Consider the following 21,372-nt stretch of genomic DNA (forward strand, 5'->3'; position numbering starts at 1 on the left):
CGGCACCCGAGGGGGAGGATGGAAGGACCCGCGCCCGGGCGCCGTACGCGCGCCGCCCGGGACGCGGGCCGGCGGCCAGGGCCGGATTGCCCGTCAACGGCGGGTGCCGGCGCAGTGAGAGGGGGAGCGGTGCGGGGAACCACTGCGGGAGCGGACGGCCGCGGTGCAGGGGGCGGCGGCCGGCGCGGGCGGGTGCGGGGCGCCCGCAGGCTGCGGATCGGCATCGGCCTCGGCGTGGTCGCCGCGGTCGCGGCGGGGGCGGTCGCCACGGCCACCGGCACCGCGCCCGGACAGGCCACGCTGGACCGGCGCGAACTGCGCAGGGACGTGACGGCCGTCCAGGTCGCCGGCGGTACGGGCGTATTGGCCGAGGTCAGGACCGTCGACGGGACGGCCGCGGCCCGCGCGGGCGAGAGCGACCTGGCCACCCGCAGGCCGGTGCCGTGGAACGCGCACTACCGGATCGGCGACCTGGCGACCCCGTTCACCGCGGTGGTCGCCCTGCAACTCGTCGGCGAAGGCGAGCTCCGCCTCACCGACACCGTCGAAGGGTTGCTCCCCGGCGTGGTCCGCGGCCACGGCAACGACGGCTCCCGCATCACCCTGGCCGACCTGCTGCGGCACACCAGCGGCCTCCGCGACTACACCGAACACCTGCCGTGGGTAAGGGACTTCACGCCCGGCGCCTTCCGGGCCGCACGGCTGGAGGCGTACCGGCCGGTCGAGTTGGTGCGCTGGGCGACCAGCCGCGAACCACTCTGGCGGCCCGATCCCGGAACGCCGGTCGAGCGGCGTCGCTGGGGTTACTCGCACACCAACGACCTGCTGGTCGGCCTCATCGTCGAGAAGGTCACCGGCCGGCCGCTGGCCGACCAGATCCAGCAGCGGGTGATCGCCAGGCTCGGCCTGCGCCGCACCGCGACCGTCCCCGCGTCGGGCCAGCTCCCGCCGCCGTCGGCCACCGGCTACACCCGCTTCCCCGGCACGGACGAACTCACCGACACCTCCGTCCACCTGCCGCCCGGCCGCGCGCCGCTCACCAGCACCGCGGGCGACGTGGCGGAGTTCTTCCGCGCGCTCTTCGACGGCCGGCTGCTGGCCGATGCGCAACTCGCGGAGTTGAAGCGGACCACGGCGGTGCGGGAGGGGCGGCCGGGGGAGCCCGGCGCGCGGTACGGGCTCGGCCTGTACTGGCGCCCGGTGCAGGGCTGTCGGGCCGGGATCTGGTACCACGGCGGTGCGACGCCCGGCTACGTCTCCTGGGCCGGCGCCACCGACGACGGCCAGCGGGCCGTCGCCACCTCGGTGACCACCTGGCGCCCCGGCGACCCCCGCCAGACGAGCCAGGACGAGGCGACGGGCCGACTCATCGACCATGCGCTGTGCGATGCCGATTGACCTGCCGGCCGTAGGGCGGGGTGTGCCGACCGGGGTGTTTCGGGGTGCGCCGGGGTGTCTCGGGTCCCGGGTTGCCCGGGGCGTCGTTGCCCGGGGCCTCTCAGGGTGTGTCGGCCGGGCCGGGCGGGCCGGCCCGTACTGCGCGACGGGGAGGGTGTGCGGCGCGGGCCCGGAGCCACCCCCGTACGGCTAACCGAACGGGCACTCCCGTGGCGCGCCGCCTACATTCACCCGGGCGACGTGCCGCGCACCCGTCGCCACACCGGCGGGGCCACGGTGACGACCAGGGCCAGGCCGACGGCCGCGGCCACGCCCTCCCACGGCTCGGCGAAGAGTGAACCGCCCAGGATGCCGATGAGCTGGTACGTGGCGGCCCAGGCCAGGGCCGCGGGGGCGGCGCCGCGGGCGAACTGGCGCAGCGGCAGGTGGGCCAGCAGGCAGGCGAGCATCACCGGGATGCGCCCGGCCGGCAGCAGTCGGGACAGCACGAGGACGGCGGTGCCGTGCTCGGCGAGCCGGGTGCGGGCCTGTTCCAGCCGCTCGGGCGCGGCCCGTTCGCGTAGCCGGCCCAGCCACCGCGAACCGTTCTTCGAGCGCACGCCGCGCTGGCCGAGCCAGTACAGGCCGAGGTCGCCGAGGAAGGCCGCGGACGCGGCGACCGCGAAGACGACCAGCAGCGCCAGCGGCGAAGTCTGGTGGATCGCCACCACCGCGGCCGAGCTGACCACCGCCCCCGTCGGCACCACCGGCACCAGCGACCCCACCACGACCAGCAGGAAGAGCGAGGGGTAGCCGACCGCCTGTTGGGTGGACTCGGGCGGTACGGAACGGGCGAGTTCGGCGATCACCGAGCGGCCTCCAGGCGCACGCTCTCGCCGTGCAGCAGCCGGTGCACCGCCGCCTGCGGTACCAGTTCGCCCGCGTGTCGTACGAAGTCGTCGCCCGGCGCGTGGAACTCGTGCGGCCGGACCGCGTCGAGGCCGATCGGCCAGAACGTGCCGTAGTGCACCGGCACCGCGCAGGCCGCGCCGAGCCGCAGCAGCGCCTGTGCCGCGCGCCGGGCGTCCAGGTGTCCCGGGCCGAGCTGCGGTCCCCAGCCGCCGACCGGCAACAGCGCCACGTCGCACTCCCCGACCACTTCGGCCATCTCGTCGAAGAGCCCGGTGTCGCCGGCGAAGTAGGTGGTGGCCGCGCCGTGCAGCACGTACCCGAGCGCGGGCGCCCTGCGCCGCCCGTACGGCAGCCGCCGTCCGTCGTGCGCCGCCGGCACCGCGCGCACCCGCACCTCGCCCACGGTGACCTCGTCGCCCGGCAGCACCTCGGTGACCCGCAGCCCGCGCGCGCTCGCCACCCGGCGCAGCGCGGGCACGGCGGCGCCCGCGCCCCGCGGCACGATCAGCCGGGTACCGTGCGGCAGCCGCGCCAGCGAGCCGGGATGCAGGTGGTCGGCGTGCAGGTGGGAGACGAGCGCGAGATCGGTGTGCAGCGCGCTGGCCGGTGGGACGGGGCCGCGCCGCCGCCGCAGATGGGCGAGGCGCTGGACGAGCAGTGGATCGGTGAGCACGCGAACACCGGAGTCCACCACCGTCGCGGTGGCATGTCCCCACCAGGTGATCTCCACCGACACCCGGGGCCTCCCCTCTCACGCGCTGGCCCGTGCCAGCCCGTCCGAGCGTAGTTCAGCCGCCCGCCGGCACGGGGCCGGGCCGCGGTGGAGGTGGCCGCGGCCCGGGTCGCCGGCGCTCGTACGCGATGGGGATGGGGTGTGGATGGGGCGCGCCGGGCTCGGAGTGGGTGGGCGTGCGGTGCTCGCGGAGCCCGGGGTGGGTGCGGGGTGGCTGTCGGACCCGGGCGTGTGGATTGCTCAAGGCGCGGTCATGGGCGGGTCATGGGGAGGTGAATTCTCGGCCGGTGCGGGACGTGGGAGGCCGCCGGAGCGTAAGGGGCGCATTAGCTAAGTTAGCCTTACCTAACGGGACTCCGGGAGTGGCTGGGAAGGGGAACGCATGTCGCCGCGCGCCGTGTTGAGAAGCGGGGGCAAGACCGGTGCGCCGGGGGCCGTCGCGGGCCCACCGGGGAGCGGCATGACCCGGCCGTGGCTGTTGATGCTGCTCTCGTGCAGCGCCCAGTTCCTCGTGGTGCTCGACGCGACGATCGTGTCGGTGGCCCTGCCGCCGATCTCCGGGGCGCTCGGTTTCAGCGACGCGTCGATCGGCTGGGTGGTCAACGCCTACACCCTCGCCTTCGCCGGCTTCCTGCTGCTCGGCGGCCGGCTGGCCGACCTGATCGGCACCCGCGCGGTCTTCCTCGCCGGGCTCGGCGTGTTCACCGCGGCCAGCCTGTGGTGCGGGCTGGCGACCGGCGCCGCCCAGTTGGTCATCGCCAGGGCCGTGCAGGGTGTGGGCGGCGCGCTGCTGATGCCCACCACGCTCACCATCGTCCACCTGGCGTACGCGGGGGCGGCCGAGCGGGCCAAGGCGCTCGGCCTGTGGAGCATGATCGGGGCGGTCGGGGCCGCTGCCGGCACGGTCTTCGGCGGGGTGCTCACCGACTCGCTCGGCTGGCGCTGGGTCTTCCTCATCAAGGTGCCGATCGGCCTGGTGGTGCTGGCCGTCGCCTGGCGGGTACTGGCCCACCGGCCGCCGAGCGAGTCCCCGCGCGAACCGCTGGACGTGGCCGGCGCGCTGCTGGTGACCTGCGGGTTGGCCGCGCTCGTCTACGGGGTGGTCGCCTTCGGCGAGCCGTCGGGGACCGGGCGGGCGGTGGCCTTCCTGACCGCCGCGGTGCTGTTGCTCGCGCTGTTCGTGGCCTGGCAGCACCGGTGGGCGCGCAGCCCGCTGATGCCGCTGCGGATCTTCAGGCAGCGCGCGGTGAACAGCGCCAACGCGGTGATGTTCTGCCTCGGCATCGGCTATCTGGCCAGCCCCGTGGTGCTCTCGCTCTACCTCCAGAACGTGCTGGACTACTCGCCGTCGCGCGCCGGTCTTGGCTTCCTGCCGACCGCCCTCGCCGTGATGGCCGGCGCCCAGGTCACCGGCTGGCTGACCACCCGCTGGGGCACCCGGCCCACCGCCTGTCTCGGTCTCACCCTGGTGGCGGCGGGCTTTCTGCTGCTGGTCAGGCTGGGCCAGGACACCGCGTTCCTGCCGGACATCGTGGTGCCGCTGGTCCTGGTCGGGGTTGGCGCCGGGGTGGCCTTCACACCGATCACGGTGGCCGCCACCAGCAGCGTCCCGCCTGCCATGACGGGCCTGGCCTCCGGCCTGCTCAACACCACCCGGCAGGTCAGTACGGCCCTCGGCATCGCGGTGCTGACCGCGGTCGCCCACGCCCGGGGCGGGGCGCAGGGTTACGGCACGGCCTTCCTCATCGCCGGCTCCCTCGCCGTCCTGGCCACGGTGGGGGCGGCGACGCTGATGCCCCGCGGGCGCGGCTGAGGGGGTTGAGTGGACCCGGCGGGTGGGTTGTGGGTGGCTCGGCTGGGTGGGTGTCTCGTACGGTCGACGGCCTTGCGCCGGATGGGCAACCCGGAATGACGGGCTGCCGGTCCGGTGGGCCGCGCTGCCGGCCCGATCGTGGGTGCGGCTGGCCGTCGCGGAAGCCGGCCGGTGCCAGCGCGAAAGTACGGTCGCGGCCACACCGTGACACGCTGGACGCGAGCCCGGCACCAGCGGGCGGGAAACACGAGGTGAAGGCGCGTTGCAGTGGCCCCGATGGAAGACCGTGGGCGGCACCCTGTTGCGGGTGACGGTGGTGTGGGCGGTCAGCACGCTGACCATGCTCGCCCTCGCCGGCATTCTGCCCGACTTCAGGCTCCAGTCGGCCGACGGGGACAGCGCCACCCGGATCGGCATCACCGCGGCGTCCGGCGCCGGCGCCTTCGGCCTGCTCAGCGCGCTCGTCTGGCCCGGCCTGGTGCGCGCCCTGCTGTTGGTGCCCGCGTACGTGCTCGGCCTGCTGGTCTTCTTCCTCAACGGTTCGCTGCTGTTGGTCGCGCTGAGCCTGATACCCGACGGTCGCGGCGAGGTGGAGCCGGAGACCGCCGTCGTGGTCGCCGCCGTCATGTCGGCCGCCTCGTCCGCCACCAGCACCGCGCTGGCCGTCCGCGACGACGGCGCCTACCGCAGACGGCTGGCCCGGCTCGCGTACCGCAAGCAGCGCCGCGGCGGCGGAGCCCGTACGGCGGCGCACCGCGGCGGGCCGGCCGGCGCCCCGGTACCCGGTGAGCCGGCCGCCGCGCCCGGCACGGTCTTCCTGCAACTCGACGGCGTCGGCCACGCGACCCTGTACGACGCGCTGCGCCAGCGCCCCGCCGCACGGGGCCGCACCCGTCCCAGACCGCCCCTGATGGAGACCCTCGCGACCTGGGCCGGCACGACGCACACCCTGACGCCGTGGCGCACCGACTGGTCCAGCCAGACCGGCGCCAGCCAACTCGGCATCCTGCACGGTTCCAACGCGGACGTGCCCGCCTTCCGCTGGTACGAGAAGGACACCGGCGAGCTGATGATCAGCAACCGGCCGTCCAGCGCCGCCGAACTCCAGCGCCGCGCCACCGCCCGCGCCGGCCACCCGGGGTTGCTCGCCAACGACGGCGCCAGTCGCGGCAACCTGTTCACCGGCGGCGCCGACCAACTCGCCCTGGTCCTGTCGGTCGCCGCCGGCCGCGGACGGCACAACCGCTCCCGCGCCGGCTACTTCGCCTACTTCTCCGACCCGGCCAACGCCACCCGTACCGCCGGCTCCTTCATCGCCGAGGTCTGCCGCGAAGTGGGCCAGTCCACCCGGGCCAAGCTGCGCCGGGAGCGGCCCCGGGTGGGGCGCGGCGGGCTGTACCCGTTCGTCCGGGCCTTCGCCACCGTCGTCGAGCGCGACGTGGTGGTGGCGGCCGTCATCGGCGACATGCTCGCGGGCCGCACCGCCGTCTACGCCGACCTGGTCGCCTACGACGAGGTCGCCCACCACTCGGGGCCGCACAGCCGGGACGCGCAGCAGGTGCTGCGCCGGCTCGACCGCAGCATCAAGCTGATCGCCAAGGCCGCCCGACACGCCCCCCGCCCGTACCGCTTCGTCCTCCTCTCCGACCACGGCCAGACGCCGGGCGAGACCTTCGCGGCCCAGTACGGGCTCACGCTGGAGGACCTGGTGCGGGCGGGGTGCGGGCTGCCGGTGCCGCGCCGCGCGGGCCGCACCCGCAGCGGTTCCGAGGCCCGCGCGGCGGCCCGCGCCGCCCTGCACCGCCCCGAGGAGACCCACGAGCGCGAACACGCCCCGAGCCCGTCACCTGCTCACCCCGCGACCGGCCCCGACGACCACCCCGATCCACCCCAGGAACGCCACTTCGACCGCCCCGAGGCGCAGCGGCGGCGGCGGTCGCGACCGATCGTGCTGGGGTCGGGCAACCTGGGGCTGGTGTCGTTCCCCGACGTGCCGCACCGGCTGACGCGCGAGGAGATCGACCGCCGGCACCCGGCGCTGCTGCACACCCTGGCCGAGCATCCCGGCATCGGCTTCCTGCTCGTCCGCTCGGCGGAGCACGGCCCGGTGGTGCTCGGGGCGCACCGCAGCGAACACCACCTCGACACCGGGCGGATCATCGGGACCAGCCCGCTGGAGCCGTTCGGGCCCGGCGCGGCGCAGGCCGTGGCGCGGACCGACGGCTTCCCGCACGTGGCCGACATCATGATCAACTCGGCGTACGACCCGCACGCCGGCGAGGTGCACGCCTTCGAGGGCCAGATCGGCTCGCACGGTGGCCTCGGCGGCGACCAGAGCCACCCGTTCCTGTTCTGGCCGAGCGATCTGACCCCACCCACCACGGACGGCACCGAACTCGTCGGGGCCGAACAGGTCCACGAGGTGCTGCGCCGCTGGCTCGCGGAGGCGGAGCACCTCACGGAGGGCGCCGTGGAGGACGTTGCGGAGGACGCCGCAGGGGAGACGGAGGCCGCTGGCTCCCCCGAGCCCACCGGTTCGACCGGTTCCGCCGTACGGGACGGCGCCCGCTGATCCCACTCGGCGACCCCGCACCGTCCGCGGCTCGGCGACCCCGGGCCGGGGCCGCTGGGGCCACTGGGGCCACTGGGGCCGGCGCCGTGGGTCCGCCCGTCCTGCGTCAGGCGGTCGAGCCGCCGTCCACCACCAGGTCGGCGCCGACGGTGGACGCCGCGTCGTCGGAGGCGAGGTAGAGCACCGCGGCGGCGATCTCCTCGGTCCTGGCCACCCGCCCGTTCGGCACCTGCTCGCGCATCCGGGCGGCCTTCGCCTCCGGGGCCTCGCCCGGCAGCGTCGACATCGGGGTGTCGGTGGAACCCGGGCTGACCGCGTTGATCCGCACCCCCTCGCCGATGTGGTCGAGCGCGGCGTTGCGGGTCAGCGCGCTGACGGCGGCCTTGCTCGCCACGTACGCGGCCAGGTTGCGGCGCCGCGAGTGGGCGCCGAGCCGCGAGGCGATGTTCACGATGGTGCCGCCGCCGTGCGCCCGCATGTGCTGCACCTCGTACTTGAGGGACAGCCAGACGCCCGTCAGGTTGACGTCCAGGATGCGCCGCCAGTCCTCCTCGGCCAGGTCGGCGGCGGGCGTCGCGGGCAGGAAGAGCCCGGCGTTGTTGACGGCGACGTGCAGCCCGTCGAACCGCTGCACGACCTCCCGGACCAGGTGTTCCACCTCGGCCCCCTGCGTCACGTCCGCGGTGACCGCGGCGGCCACGCCGCCGTCCGCCTCGACCAGGGCGACGGTCTCCCGCAGCGACTGCGCGGACCGCCCGGCGACGACGACCCGCGCCCCTTCGCGGGCGAGCGAGCGGGCCACGGCCCGGCCGATGCCCGTACCGCCACCCGTGACGAGTGCGGTCTTGCCGGTGAAGCGTGCGGTCATGAGGGTTGCTCCCTAAGCGTCCGGCATCCCCTGACGGGCGATGCGCGACTTGATATCAGATCGATCGGTCTTGAATGAGGGTGTGTGGAGTGGCGCTCCCGCCCGGTTGGGACCCCGCTGCGTGATCGCGTGACTGGGTGACTGGGTGGCCGGGCGGTGGGGTGGCGTGGTGGTGGGAGGGCGCGCGGTGTCGCCGTGTCGGCCCGTACGGAAGTGGGCGGGGCGGTCGGGCCTGGTGCGGCCGGGGTTGTTGGGGGCGTGGGTGTGGGAGTCGGTCGGGGGCTGCCGATGCCGGTGTCGGGGGTCGGGCCGGTCGAAAGTCAGTCGGTCTCGGCGGCGGTCCCGGGCGGTTCGAGCAGGGCCAGTGCCTGTTCGGCGGCCTCCGTGAGCAGACCGGGCCGGTCGGTCGACCTGCCGATCACGCGAATCCCCTGGAGCAGCACGAGCAGCATCCGGGCCAGCGCCCGCGGGTCCCGCTCGGGCGACAGTTCGCCCTGCGCCCCGGCCCGGATCAGCGCCGAGGTGAGCGCGGTCTCGATGGAGTCCCAGTTGGCCCCGACCCGGCGGGCCATGGCTGGGTCGTGCGGGGCCAGTTCGATCGCCGTGTTGGTGATGAAGCAGCCCCGCCGCTCGTCGTCGGTCGCGGACTCGGCGGCGAACCGGCGCACCACCGCCCGCACGGCCGGCAGCGCGGGCCCCGGCTGGGACAGCTCGGTCACCAGGTCGGGCCCGTGCTGTTCGCCGTACCGCTCCAACGCCTTGGCGTACAACTCGTGCTTGCTGCCGAACGTCGCGTAGATGCTGGCGCGCGCGATGCCGAGGTGCGCCACGAGGTCCGCCATCGACGTCGCCTCGTAGCCGCGCCGCCAGAACAGCTCAAGCGCTGCCTGGAGCGCGGCATCCGGATCGAACTCCTTGGTCCTGGCCACGTGATCGACCTTAGCCCTATTGAGAACGGTCGGTCAATAAAGGTCGAGGTTGATGACGCCGCGCCCCCTGCGCCGCCGGCATCCGCGCCCGCCCGCGTCCCGTTCGGGCATCCGGGCCCGTTCCGGCGCGCACCCTGGGCCCGGTGCCGATTCGTCCGCACAATCGGGCTGCGGGGGAGCACCGGCAGTCGGCGGAAGGAGACCCCATGGAGCGCGGTGCCGAGGGCGGAGCGAGCGTACCGGGCGGGCCGCGGGTCGGGCGGCGGCGGTTGCTCGCCTACGGTGCGGCGGCCGGCGGCGGGCTCGCCGCCCACGGCGTCCCCCTGTTGCCGTTCGCGCAGGTGGGGACCGGCCGGGCGCTCGCCGCGGAACGGCCACCCATCACACCCGCCGCGGAGCGGCCACCCACACACCCTGCACCCGACCCGCGCGCCGTCGCCCTGGAAGAGCGCGCGCTCGCGCTCCACCCGCCCGCCTTCCTGCTGGAGAGCGCCGTGCCGCAGGCGCTCGCCGCGGGGCCCGGCAGTGCGGTGGCGATCGGCGCGGAACACGGCTCGGTCTGCGGGCGGCACGCGCTGCGGTGGGACCACGGGCCCGGCACCCACCTCACCATCACCGCCGACCTGGCCTGGTCGCCCGACCCGTACCGCACCCGGCCGCTCGCCGACCAGGCGTGGCAGGGGACCGTGGACACCTTCGCGGTGTGGATGTACAACGAGCACGCCACCGATGACGCGGTGCGCTTCACCTTCGGGCGGGGCGAGCGCGTCGACTGCTGGTTCGACTTCCGGTTGGACTACACCGGATGGCGTACCGCCTGGCTGCGGTACGCGTACGACCTGCACGGCCACCCGCGCACCGACATGGACACCTGTCGGATCACCGCGCCCCGCCGCAGCGGCACGCTCTGGCTCGATCAGATCCTGCTCAACGTCGCCCTGCGGCCCGACGCACCCTGTCGCGACGCGCAGGTCAACCACATCGGCATCGAGGGCGACGGCTGGGACCAACAGCACTGGCAGGCCCTCTACCTCTTCGACAGGCTGCTCACCCGACACCCCATCGAGACGCCGCCACCCACCGCCGCCGAACGCGCCGGGCTGCGCACCGTGCAGCGCCGCTACCACGACGACTACCTGGCAGGCGGTCCACCGGTCACCGACGCCTACGTGCGCCAACTCACCGAACAAGCAGAGGAGTTGGTGACAGATCGGGCGGTGTTCTCGTTCCAGGGGCAGATCTATCCGCCGCAGCTCGCCGGCGACCTCACCGCCTTCGTCGACGCCGCCGATCTGAAGGAGGTGACCGGGCTGCTCCGCGCCATCGCCCAGGCGCACGACGCGGCAGGCCCCGGCTCCCCGCACGCCACCCCCCTCGGCGCGCTCTACCTGCGGATCGTCCGCAGGCTGCGGGAGCTCGGTTGGGCGTACGGCAGTTGCCAGGGCACCGTCCACCACCTCGGGTTCGCCCTGGTGGGCTACTACGACTCGGTCGTCCTGATGCGCGAAGTGCTACGCGGGGCAGGTCTGTTGGAGGCGGTGCGCGCCGACCTGAGCTGGCTCTCCGGGCTCGGCAGGCTGCGCCGCGGCTTCGACTTCCGCAACGGGCACGGCTCCACCGCCGACATCCTCAACACCACCGTGCGCGGCATGTTCGCGGTGGCACTGCTCCAGGACGGACCGGCCCGCCAGGTGGGCCACCTGCGCGCGCTCAGCGACTGGCTCAGCAGCTACCTGCTGCCCACCGACGGCATCCAGGACGGCCTGAAGGTCGACGGCACCACCTTCCACCACGTCGGCTGCTACCCGGACTACGCCCGCGACGGGTTCACCGGCTGCACCCCCATCGTCTACCTGCTCTCCCGCGGCCCGTTCCGGATCAGCACCGAGGCCCACCAGGCGCTGCGGCACGCCGTGTTGACCCTGCGGATCTTCGCCAACACCCTGCACTGGCCAATCCCGCTCAGCGGTCGCAAACCCGAGGGCACCACGGGCCTCACCCCCGCCCCGTACCAGTGGCTCGCCGTCGCCGGCACCCCGGACGGGCGGCAGTCGATCGACCGCGAGGTCGGCGCGGCCTTCCTGCGGCTGCTGCCGGCCCGCCCCAGCGAACAACAGCGCGCGGTCGCCGCCCGGCTGACCGCCGCCGGGGTGCGCGCCGAACCGTCACCCACCGGCGCCTGGGCGTACAACTACGCCGCGCTCGCCGTGCACCGCCGCGCCGACTGGCAGGTCGTGGTCCGCGGCCACAACCGCTACCTGTGGTCGACCGAGGTGTACGAGGGGGCCAACTGGTACGGCCGCTACAACACCTACGGGCACCTGCACGTACTCCACCGCGGCAGGCCCGTCACCAACGAGGCCAGCGGATTCGTGCAGGAGGGTTACGACTGGAACCGGCGCCCCGGCACCACCACCCTGCACCTGCCGTGGGAGGAGCTGCGGGCCGACCTGACCGGCACCATCGAGGAGATGCTGCTCACCGACGAGGCGTTCGCCGGCGGGCACACCATCGACGGCCGCCACGGCATGTTCGCCATGCGGCTGCACGAACACCCCAAGCACGAGGCCAGCCACCGGGCCCGGATCTCCGTCTTCCTCTTCGACGACCGGGTCATCGCCCTCGGCACCGGCATCGGCAACCGCGACCGGCACCACGAGACCGAGACCACCCTCTTCCAGACCCACCTGGACCGCCCCGACGCCCCCACCCACCTGGGCGACCCGCATCCCCTCACCGCCTTCCCGTACCAGCACCCGGACGGCGTCCTCACCGCCGACACCTGGCTGCTCGACGACAAGGGGCTCGGCTACTACGTCCCGGCCGGCCAGCGGCTGGCCCTCACCCGCACCACTCAGCACTCCCGGCGGCACGGCAACGGGGTACCCACCCGGGGCGACTTCGCCACCGCCTGGCTCCGCCACGGCACCGCGCCGACCGCGGCCCACTACTCGTACGCCATGGTCATCGGGGCCACCCCCGCCACCATGGCCGACTTCACCCGGCGGATGGCCGACCCGGCGAGCGCCCCGTACACGGTGCACCGGGCCGACGACGGGGCCCACGTCGTCACCGACCGGGCGACCGGCATCACCGGCCACGCCGCCTTCGCCGCCGACCGCGGGCTCGGTGCCGGCGGCGGCGTGCCGCGCGCCGTGGACACCCCGGCGCTGCTGCTCAGCCGCCCCGAAGGACCGGACGCGCTGGCCCTCTCGGTCTGCGACCCGGACCTACGGCTCTACCAGGGCCGCGACCCCGACCAGTACGAGGGCGACCGCTACGTCGGCCACTGGAGCCCCTACTCGCGCCCCTGGCTCACCCACCCCAGCCAGGAACACACCCTGCGGGTCAGGCTGCACGGCCGCTGGCGCCTCGCGGCGGGGGAGCGGTGCCGGGCCAGCACGGCGGGCGGCGACACCGTGGTGCACGTGCGCACCGTGCACGGGCGCCCGGTACAGATGCGGTTGGTACGCGGCTGAGCCGGCCGGGGGCGGCAGCGGGCTGCCCCCGGCCCGTTCCGTACGAGAGCCGGGCCCACCGCAGCGAAGTCACCCACCTGCGGGGGAGTCACCCACCCGGGTGGCAGCCAGGGCACCCCCGTGGGAGTCATCCACCTCGTAGCAGCCACCACCCCACAGCCGGCCACTCCACAGCGCGACGACAGCCAACCCGCCCCCGCCGCGGCTACTTCCCGCTGCCGACCTCCACCAGCCCCGACTCGTACGCGGCGATCACCGCCTGGGCCCGGTCGCGGACGCTCAGCTTGCCGAAGACGCTCGTGATGTGGTTCTTCACGGTGGAGACGCTGATCTCCATCGAGTCGGCGATCTGCGCGTTGTCGAGACCGACCGCCATCAGCCGCCACACTTCCAGCTCGCGCGGGGTCAGGTCGCCGACCGTGGCGGTGACGGCCCGGGGGCGGTGCGGAGCGCGTACGTAGGTGGAGATCAGCCGGGTCAGCAGGCGGGGGGCGACCGCCGCTTCGCCGCCGTGCACCACCCGGACCGCGGTGACCAGCTCCTCCGGGGAGATGTCCTTGGGCAGGAACCCGGCGGCGCCGGCACGCAGCGCGGAGACCACGTACTCGTCCATGTCGAAGGTGCTCAGGGCCAGCACCCGGCACTCCGGGAGCTCAACGGCCAGCCGCTCGGTCGCGGCCACCCCGTCCATGACCGGCATCCGGATGTCCATCACCACCACGTCCGGCCGCAGCTCCTGCGCGAGGGCCACCGCCTCCGCGCCGTCGGCCGCCTCGCCGACCACGTCGAAGGCCGGATCGGGGGTGAGGATGAGCGCCAACCCGCGCCGCACCAGCGGCTGGTCGTCCGCGATCAGCACCCTGATCACCGGCTGGTCAACGGTCCCGCTCATCCCAGTGCCACCCCTTCGTCCGCGGCGAGCGGCAACCGGGCCGACACCCGGTACCCACCCTCGTCCCGCGGCCCGGTCTCCAACGTGCCGCCGTGCAGCACGACCCGCTCCCGCATACCGACCAGACCGTACCCGGAACCCGAACCGAAGCCCGTACCGCCGCCGTCCCCGTCGTCCGTGACCTCGACGGCCACCGCGCCCTCCTCGTAGGTGAGCCGCACCTCGGCCCGCGCCCGGCCCGCGTACTTGCGTGCGTTCGTCAGCGCCTCCTGCACGATGCGGAACACCGTCAGGCCCACACTCGGCGGCAACGGGCGCTCCGCCCCCCGCACGTCCAGCTCGGCCGGCAACCCGGCCCGGCAGGACTCCGCGACGATGCGCTCCAGGTCGCCGACGCCCGGCTGCGGTTCCGTCGGCGCCTCCTCCACCTCGTCGCCGGCCCGCAGCACGTCGAGGAGTTGGCGCATCTCGCGCAGCGCCATCCGGCCCGACCCCTCCAAGGTGATCAGCGCCTCCCGGACCACCTCCGGGTCACGGTCCAGGTTGGCGCGGGCGCCACCGGCCATGAGCTGCATGGTCGTGATGTGGTGGGCGACGATGTCGTGCAGTTCGCGGGCGATCCGACGCCGCTCCTCGGCCACCGCACCGTCCGCCCTGCGCTGCTCCTTGGCCGCCTGGTCCCGGTGCCAGTAGTTCACCACGGCGGCGGCGATCAGCACCATGATCGCGCCGGCCGTGTTGGCCGAGACGTCGATCGCGTTCGGCAGCGGCCACGCCCGCTGCCGGACCACCGAGCACACCACCGTCGCCACGGTGGCCACCATGACGAACGGGGGCCGCTGGGTGCGCGCCACCGTGTACAGGGCGACCGCCAGCGTCGCGTTGAAGTGCTGGGTCACCGGCACGGTCAGGTTGAGGAGCAGACCGAGCGCCAGCACCGCCAGCAGGGTGAGCCGCGGATAGCGCCGCCGCACCAGCAACGGCACCGCGGCCAACACCGTCAGCAGGCACCCGTCCACCGGGACGAACCCCACGTCGTCCTGCATGGTGATGGTGAAGCCGACCAGGTCGAGCACGCCGGCCCCGGCGGCGACCAGCGCGTCGCCGCGGGACCAGGGCCGACCGTCCGCCTCCGGGGGCACCACGAAGGCGCGCGGGGCGGGGCGCGATCTCGACATGTCGCTAGGTCCTTTCCGACACCCCTGCTGACCGCTGCCGGTACGTCGTGCTGAGGGAGCTCCCCTCCATTTTGCCCTGACCACCAGCCTCCCCCGCTGGTCAGCGAGGTGACTCGGGTCTAGGACCAGGGTCCTGGTCGACCCCGGCCACCGGGCTCAGCTCCCAGGCCCCTTTTCGTCCCGTGCTCGGACGATCCGGGCGCGGGGCGCTGGTGAGCTTGGAGTGGCCGGGAGAACTCGGCACGACACCGCTACCGGAGGACACAGTGATCCGAGCCTTGACCGGGTTCTCCACCCGCAATCCCTGGAAGGTCATCGCCCTGTGGGCGGTGGTCGGGATCTTCCTGACCCTGGTCAGCCAGGCCCTGATCTACCGCGTCACCCAGTCGCAGAGCGGCGACTTCCTGCCGGCGAAGTACGACTCGGCCGCCGCGCTCAAGGTCGCCGAGGAACGGTTCGGGGTGAAGCCCGACGCCAACGCGGTGACCGTGCTCGTCGCCCGCAGCGACGGCAAGCCACTGACCGGGCCCGACGAGCGACGCATCGGCGACCTGGCGAAGAAGCTCGGCAGCACCCGGTTGGAGATGCCCGAGCCGTCCGAGGACACCCCCGACTTCCTCGCCGAGGACTACGCGCAGACCCCCAAGGTCAGCACCGCCCTGGTGGCGCCCGACCGGGCCTTCGAACTGCTCTCCGTCCAGCTCACCGGCAACTCCTCCGACCCGGCCATGCAGGACCTGTACCGGGCCTTCCGGGACGACACCAAGGAGGACTTCGCCAAGCAGGGGCTGCGCACCGGGTTCACCGGCGGCCTCGCCGACCTGGTCGACACCGGCGACGCCCAGGAGGACACCGAGAAGATCGTCGGCATGGTCATGATGGGGCTGATCGTCCTCATCAACGTGCTGGTCTTCCGCAGCGTGCTCGCCGCCATCATCCCGCTGCTCGCCGTCGTCATCGTCGGTGGTGCCGCGGCCGGTGCGGTGGTCGGCGTGGCGCTGATCACCGACATCAAGCTGGACACCTCGACGCCCAGCATGATCAGCGTGGTGCTGATCGGCATCGGCATCGACTACTTCCTGTTCCTGCTGTTCCGCTTCCGCGAACAGCTCAGGGCCCACCCGGACCGGCCGGCGCGCGCCGTCGCGACCGAGGTCAGCGCCCGGGTCGGCACCGCCATCACCTCGGCCGCGCTGACCATCGTGGCCGCGTTCGCCACCCTGGGCATCGCCAGCTTCGGCCAGTTCCGGGTGCTCGGCCCGGCCATCGCCGTCTCGGTGCTGGTCATGCTGCTGGCCAGCCTCACCCTGATGCCGGCGCTGCTCGCGGTCACCGGGCGCAAGATGTTCTGGCCCTCGCGTTCGCTCAAGCGCGAGCCGCGCGCCGGGCTCGCCGCCCGCATCGGTGACCTCGTCGCCCGCCGTCCCTTCGCCCTGGTGGTGGCCTCGGTGGCGCTGCTCGGCGCGCTGACCGCCGGCCTGGTCGGCATCAAGATGGACTTCGACACCAGCAGCGGCAACCAGGACACCCCGGCCGCCGCGACCGCCAAGGAAGTCTCCCGCGCGCTGCCCGCCGGCGTGTCCGACCCGACCACCGTCTACGTCACCACCGACCGCGGCAAGCACCTGACCACCGGGCAGGTCGCCCCGCTGTCCGCCGCGCTCGCCAAGGTCGACGGCGTCGGCCAGGTCGGCAAGGTCGAGCTCAACGAGGAGCGCGACGCCGCCCGCCTCGACCTCTACCTCACCGCTGACACCCAGAGCAAGAAGGCCCGTGACCTGGTCGAAGGGCCGGTCCGGGACGCGGTGGCGCAGCACACCCCCGACGGGCTTGAGGCCCACGTCGGCGGTACGGCGGCGATCTTCGCCGACGTCGCCACGGCCGTCGACCACGACCTGAAGATCGTCTTCCCGGTCGCCGCGGTCCTCATCGCGCTGATCCTGCTGATGCTGCTGCGCAGCCTGCTGGCACCGGCGATGCTGATGCTCGCGGTGGGCCTCGGCTTCGCCGCCACGCTCGGCGCCTCCACCCTCTTCTTCCAGCACCTGCTGGACAAGCCGGGCGTCAACTTCATCCTGCCGCTGGTGCTGTTCCTGTTCGTGGTCGCGCTGGGCACCGACTACAACATCCTGATCAGCGACCGCATCCGGGAGGAGATGGAGCGGCCGGGGCCGGCCCGGGCCGCGGTGGCCCGCGCCGTGCGGCACACCGCGCCCGCCATCGCCACCGCCGGCGTCGTCCTCGCCGCCTCCTTCGGCAGCCTCGCCGTCAACGTGGTGCCCTCCACCCAACAGATCGGCTTCGCCACCGCGCTGGGCATCATGCTCTCCGCGTTCGTCCTGTCCGTCGTGCTCGTGCCGGCGCTCGCCGCCCTCCTCGGCCGCAGCACCTGGTGGCCGATCAGGCCCGACCGCAAGCCGCGCCACGACGACCAGTACGGGGTGCCGCAGCAGCACGAGCCGTACGCGTACCAGCAGCAGCCCTACCAGCAGGCCCAGTACCAGCAGCAGCCGTACCAACAGGCTCAGTACCAGCAGACCCAGTACCAGCAGCACCCCTACCAGCAGCACCAGCCGCAGTCCCACCCGCAACAGCAGCCGTACCAGCGGGACACCTCCACACCCTGACGCGGACCCGGCCCGGGCGGGCGTGCTCCCCGCCGCCCCGCCGCAGGGCGGGAGTCACCCGGCCCGCGGCGCCGGCCGAGCCCTCGTGGCCCGGCCGGTGCCGCGGGCTCAGACGCGTTCGCCGACCGGGGAGCGCTCGGCGGGTACCAGCGGCGCCCGGTCAGCGGTGGTGGTGGACGCGGGCTCGGCGGAGCCGGCGGGGGCAGCCGCTGCGGGCACGGGCCCGGTGGCGCCGGCCGCCGCGACGGGCTCCGTACGGCCACCGGTCGGGCCGCCGTCGCCACCTGCGCCGCCCGAGCCGGCCCGGGGCACCGAGTAGCGGCGCATGTCGTCGATGCCGCGCCGCAGCGCCCCGCGCAGCCAGGAACCCAGCGGGCGCTCCACGCAGCGGTGCAGCAGCCAGGCGGCCACCAGCATCACCCCCACCACCAGCAGCACGAGGTAGGGCGCGGGCAGCAGCCCGCGCAGCCAGTGGATCATCGTCAGGCCGATGTACATGTGCACCAGGTACAGCGGGTACGTCAGCGCCCCCGCCGTCGCCAGCCACCGCCACTGCACCCGGTCAAGGGCGCCCAGCGCGATCAGCGCCAGCACGGCGAAGGCCAATGTCACGATCAGGTGGGCCGGCCAGTGCGCGATGGGTTGCTTGGCGCCGGCCAGGTTGTCCCCGATGCGCTCGCCGAGGTGGTGGTGGGCGAGCAGCAGCGACACCAGCACGATGCCCCACAGCAGTGCGGTGGGGCGGAACCTGTGCATCAGGTAGAAGGCGATGCCGGCGACGAAGTACGGCGAGTACAGCGGCATCGCCCACATGTCGAGCAGGGTGTTGTCGGCCGTCGGGGCGATCACCGCAGCGGCCGTCCAGATCCCGCAGAACATCACGCACTTGCGGTACGTCACCCCGGTGGCCACCACCACCGCGAACAGCGCGTAGAACTTCAACTCGATGAACAGCGTCCAGTACACGCCGTCCACGTCGGAGACGCCCAGGCCCTGCTGGAGCATGGTCAGGTTGGTGAACACCTGGTCCCAGCCGTCCACTTGGCGCACCTGCGGCCACACCGTGACCACCAGCGCCGTCAGCAGGACTGCAACCCAGTACGCCGGGTAGATGCGGGAGACCCGGGAGACCACGAAGTCACCGAGCGAGCGCCCCCAGGTGCTCATGCAGATGACGAACCCGCTGATGAGGAAGAACACCTCGACGCCCAGCCAGCCGTAGCGGGCGTAGGCGTGCAGGGAGGGGAAGACGGCCCGCGGGTTGTTCTCCCAGCCGCCGTACAGCGCCACGTAGTGGAAGAGCACCACCATCAGGGCGGCGATCAGGCGCAGCGCGTCGAGCACGTAGAGTCTGGGCGCCGACCGCAGGTGGTGGGTCGCCCCGCCATCGACATCGCCTCGGTCGGCGTCGCGCATATCGTCTTCCCCTCCTCGGAGCCCGGGCCGCCGGGCACGGCGACCATTCCGGGCATGTTGACATGCCAGGAGCCCAGCTCGCCGCAGCCGGTCCGGATGTCATACGTCCGATGTCGGATGGGGCTGCCAGACCCATGGCGCGGCGCCTGCCCCCATGCCGACGACGCACACCTGCTGATCCGCACCCGCCACCAGCGCACTGGCCCCCACCGGCAGCGGACCGGCCGGCGCCCGGTGCGGCACGGCACCGGCCGTCAGCCCCTTCTGCACCTGCATCCGGCCGTCCTCGGCCCGCCCGACCAGCAGCACGGCGTCCGTACCGCGGCGCCCGGCCACGGTCAGCGCCGTTATCGGCCCGTACCCGTCGAAGTGGCGCAGCGCGGTGCCGTGCAGCTCCCGCCCGTCGATGGCCGCTCGCGGCCCGCCGTCCCCGGCCGCCGTCGCCAGCCGGTACGCGAGCGGGCTCGGCGCGGCCGGTGCCCGGTAGACCAGGGCCAGCGTGCCGTCCGGTGCCAGCGCCACGCCCGGCTGGTGGCTGGGCTGCGGCAGCCCGGTCAGCGGCTGGAAGTAGACCGGGCCGCCCGGCGCGTCCTGCGTCCAGTGGTGCACGGAGTCGTGCCCGGCGGCGAACACGTGCACCCGCTGCTGCCGGTCCACCACCGCGGACAGCCCGTCCTGCACGCCGTCGCCGCCCAGGTCCTGCCACGGCCCCCAGGCCCCGTCCGCCGCCCGCACCCGGGTCGCCAGGCCCTTGGCCGCGGTACGGGCGAACAGGTGCACCCGGCCGTCCGCCGTGGCCAGGGCCACCGGCGTGCCGACCCGTCGGCCCCGCACCGGCCGCTGCTCCGGGGTGCCGAGACTGCGCCAGGGTCGCCAGCCGCCGCCGGGCGTGCGCTGTTCGAGCGCCACCAGCTCCCGTACGTTGCCGCCGCCCTGTCCTTCCAGGTGGGTGAACCGCAGCCCGAACAGCACCACCCGGCCCGCGGCATCGGTGACCTGCGCCAACGCCGGCGCGAGCGGCCCGCCCCCGAGGTTCTGCGGCGCCGCCCAGCGCCCGCTGCCCGGCGCCGTCTCGCGCCAGCGCGCGGCCTGGAGGCCGAGCACGCCGTACGCCTCAAGCCGGCCCGCCGCATCGGTGCGCACCGCGACCTGGGGGCCCGGGTAGCGGTGGTGCGTGGAGCGGACCCAGCCCTTGCGGCTGCGCAGCGCCCGGCCCTGGCCCTGGCCGTAGTCGCCGCAGCCGGCCGGGTTGCCGCACTCCCAGCGCGGGTCGCCGCCGTAGGCGTCCACCAGGCGGAGCTTGCGCTGGACGACGCTGGGCGGCAGGTTGTGCGGCCAGCGCTGGTTGTAGTAGCCGCGGAAGGCGAGGGTGGTGAAGCGCGGTGCGCGGTGGTCGCGTCGGGTGGCGTCGGCCACCCACTGGGACATGGCCTTCCAGGTGAACAGCGCGGTCGGGGTGTGGTCGCGGTGGTCGGAGCAGGAGCCGTAGTCGTTGTCCTTGGGGTGGTCCGCGTCGTGGGTCTGGAACTCCGGGTCCGGGTCCATGGTGTGGATCACCGTCGGCCGGCACTCGGCCATGATCGCGGCGAGCACGTCGACCAGGGTGTCGTGGTGGTAGCGGCTCACCGTCCGGCACGGCGACCCGGTGGCCACCAGGGTCTGCATGACCGCGCCGGCCTTGGACCACAGTGCGGGCAGCCGGACCCGCCCCGGCGAGAGCATCGCCAGGTTGAGGAAGATCAACTGGATCCGGTGCTGGCCGTGCACGAGGACGTCGCTCTCGGCCCGCACCCCGCCGGGCAGGTCGATCACCGAGGTCTGCCAGGCCGTGAACGCGTCGACGCCGATCATGGTGGCGTACGCCTGCCGCAGGCCCTGGTGCCGGGCGGCGGAGTAGGCGGCCTTGTCGAGCACGGGCCGGTCCATGCCGGGCACCCAGTTCTTGCCGATCGCCTCGCCCGCGGTGACGTAGACCGACACCACCGGCACCCCCGCGCGCACCAACTGCTCCGCGTCCGGGTTCATGAAGTACAGGTCGTCGTCCGGGTGCGCCATGACCTGGAGCAGCAGCGGTTTGCCGGCCGTGGTGTAGGCATCGGTCGCGCTCGGGTCCACGGCCCGGACCGGGGGGCGGGCGGGCCGTGGCGTCCCGGAACCGCCGCCCGCGCAGCCGGCGGCGGCAGCCGCGGTGACCGCGGCGATGCCGGCCAGCGCCGACCGTCGCGCTATCCCCTTGTGGGCGATGTTGTGCACCTGAGTGGCCCTGTGTCGTTCCTCGGCGGCCACCTGAAGGCCACCCTGGCATGCAGAGAGATGCCCTGGCGATCATCGAGGTTGCCCGCCGGGTCGCCCAAGCCCGTCACGTATCGAAAAACTGTCCGAATCTGTCCCGATCTGTACGGGAAGAGGCATGCGGGTGCGGTGGGTGAGCGCTGCGCGGGGAGTGGTGTGGAGTGCGGGGTGGGGCGCGCGGTTCTGTCCGCGGGGCCGCGGGGGAGACGGACGGTCCGGTTCCGGTGGGCGGCGTGACGGCGCCGGTGGTCCCGGAGAGCGGCCGGGACCACCGGCGCGGGCCC

General features: G+C 74.0%; 13 protein-coding genes. 5 read left to right on the forward strand and 8 right to left on the reverse strand.

The annotated features are described in order from the left end of the window. Positions 1-129 precede the first annotated feature (129 nt). Positions 130-1,398, forward strand: a complete 1,269-nt coding sequence (locus tag ACMA1D_RS00380; RefSeq protein WP_414721786.1) for a serine hydrolase domain-containing protein — start codon at positions 130-132, stop codon at positions 1,396-1,398. Between the two features lie 227 nt (positions 1,399-1,625). On the opposite strand, the gene ACMA1D_RS00385 is transcribed toward ACMA1D_RS00380, so the two are convergent. Then, positions 1,626-2,246 (reverse strand): DedA family protein, encoded by a 621-nt coding sequence (locus ACMA1D_RS00385; protein ID WP_349993091.1) that lies wholly within the window; start codon positions 2,244-2,246, stop codon positions 1,626-1,628. After that, positions 2,243-3,025: an MBL fold metallo-hydrolase gene (locus tag ACMA1D_RS00390; RefSeq protein ID WP_414721787.1), complete on the reverse strand. Its 783-nt coding sequence runs from the start codon at positions 3,023-3,025 to the stop codon at positions 2,243-2,245. The genes ACMA1D_RS00385 and ACMA1D_RS00390 overlap by 4 nt, the downstream gene beginning before the upstream one ends. Positions 3,026-3,482: 457 nt before the next feature. On the opposite strand from ACMA1D_RS00390, the gene ACMA1D_RS00395 reads away from it, so the two are divergent. Further along, positions 3,483-4,835 carry an MFS transporter gene (locus tag ACMA1D_RS00395; protein ID WP_414721788.1) on the forward strand — a complete coding sequence of 451 codons (1,353 nt, stop codon included), beginning with the start codon at positions 3,483-3,485 and terminating at the stop codon, positions 4,833-4,835. Positions 4,836-5,097: 262 nt separating this feature from the next. Next, positions 5,098-7,407: an alkaline phosphatase family protein gene (locus ACMA1D_RS00400; RefSeq protein WP_414721789.1), complete on the forward strand. Its 2,310-nt coding sequence runs from the start codon at positions 5,098-5,100 to the stop codon at positions 7,405-7,407. Positions 7,408-7,513: 106 nt separating this feature from the next. On the opposite strand, the gene ACMA1D_RS00405 is transcribed toward ACMA1D_RS00400, so the two are convergent. Both ACMA1D_RS00405 and ACMA1D_RS00410 read right to left on the reverse strand, forming a co-directional pair. Next, positions 7,514-8,275 (reverse strand): SDR family NAD(P)-dependent oxidoreductase, encoded by a 762-nt coding sequence (locus tag ACMA1D_RS00405; RefSeq protein WP_414721790.1) that lies wholly within the window; start codon positions 8,273-8,275, stop codon positions 7,514-7,516. 320 nt (positions 8,276-8,595) lie between these two features. Then, the gene (locus tag ACMA1D_RS00410) at positions 8,596-9,204 is read right to left on the reverse strand and encodes a TetR/AcrR family transcriptional regulator (RefSeq protein ID WP_414721791.1); all 609 of its coding nucleotides are present in this window, start codon (positions 9,202-9,204) and stop codon (positions 8,596-8,598) included. Between the two features lie 206 nt (positions 9,205-9,410). Here ACMA1D_RS00410 and ACMA1D_RS00415 point away from each other — a divergent pair, with 206 nt between their 5' ends. Beyond that, positions 9,411-12,683 carry a chondroitinase family polysaccharide lyase gene (locus ACMA1D_RS00415; RefSeq protein WP_414721792.1) on the forward strand — a complete coding sequence of 1,091 codons (3,273 nt, stop codon included), beginning with the start codon at positions 9,411-9,413 and terminating at the stop codon, positions 12,681-12,683. 205 nt (positions 12,684-12,888) lie between these two features. Here the strand turns inward: ACMA1D_RS00415 and ACMA1D_RS00420 are convergent, their stop codons facing one another. Next, positions 12,889-13,575 carry a response regulator gene (locus ACMA1D_RS00420; RefSeq protein ID WP_414721793.1) on the reverse strand — a complete coding sequence of 229 codons (687 nt, stop codon included), beginning with the start codon at positions 13,573-13,575 and terminating at the stop codon, positions 12,889-12,891. Further along, positions 13,572-14,753 carry a sensor histidine kinase gene (locus tag ACMA1D_RS00425; protein ID WP_414721794.1) on the reverse strand — a complete coding sequence of 394 codons (1,182 nt, stop codon included), beginning with the start codon at positions 14,751-14,753 and terminating at the stop codon, positions 13,572-13,574. The genes ACMA1D_RS00420 and ACMA1D_RS00425 overlap by 4 nt, the downstream gene beginning before the upstream one ends. Before the next feature lie 266 nt (positions 14,754-15,019). On the opposite strand from ACMA1D_RS00425, the gene ACMA1D_RS00430 reads away from it, so the two are divergent. Continuing rightward, complete coding sequence (locus ACMA1D_RS00430; protein WP_414721795.1) at positions 15,020-17,380, forward strand: MMPL family transporter; 2,361 nt, start codon at positions 15,020-15,022, stop codon at positions 17,378-17,380. Positions 17,381-17,488: 108 nt separating this feature from the next. On the opposite strand, the gene ACMA1D_RS00435 is transcribed toward ACMA1D_RS00430, so the two are convergent. Together ACMA1D_RS00435 and ACMA1D_RS00440 are read right to left on the reverse strand one after the other, a co-directional pair. After that, entirely contained in the window at positions 17,489-18,796 is a 1,308-nt protein-coding gene (locus tag ACMA1D_RS00435) for an acyltransferase family protein (protein ID WP_414721796.1), read from the reverse strand. A gap of 99 nt (positions 18,797-18,895) precedes the next feature. Continuing rightward, positions 18,896-21,025, reverse strand: a complete 2,130-nt coding sequence (locus ACMA1D_RS00440; protein ID WP_414721974.1) for a PIG-L family deacetylase — start codon at positions 21,023-21,025, stop codon at positions 18,896-18,898. Positions 21,026-21,372: the final 347 nt, after the last annotated feature.

The organism is Streptomyces sp. 796.1 (assembly GCF_047525675.1).
Taxonomy (GTDB): domain Bacteria; phylum Actinomycetota; class Actinomycetes; order Streptomycetales; family Streptomycetaceae; genus Streptomyces.

Bases quoted from the DNA above. Each gene is read 5' to 3' on its own strand.
- ACMA1D_RS00395 (WP_414721788.1), top strand. From the start codon at position 3,483: ATGACCCGGCCGTGGCTGTTGATGCTGCTCTCGTGCAGCGCCCAGTTC.
- ACMA1D_RS00405 (WP_414721790.1), bottom strand. From the start codon at position 8,275: ATGACCGCACGCTTCACCGGCAAGACCGCACTCGTCACGGGTGGCGGT.
- ACMA1D_RS00415 (WP_414721792.1), top strand. From the start codon at position 9,411: ATGGAGCGCGGTGCCGAGGGCGGAGCGAGCGTACCGGGCGGGCCGCGG.
- ACMA1D_RS00420 (WP_414721793.1), bottom strand. From the start codon at position 13,575: ATGAGCGGGACCGTTGACCAGCCGGTGATCAGGGTGCTGATCGCGGAC.
- ACMA1D_RS00425 (WP_414721794.1), bottom strand. From the start codon at position 14,753: ATGTCGAGATCGCGCCCCGCCCCGCGCGCCTTCGTGGTGCCCCCGGAG.
- ACMA1D_RS00435 (WP_414721796.1), bottom strand. From the start codon at position 18,796: ATGCGCGACGCCGACCGAGGCGATGTCGATGGCGGGGCGACCCACCAC.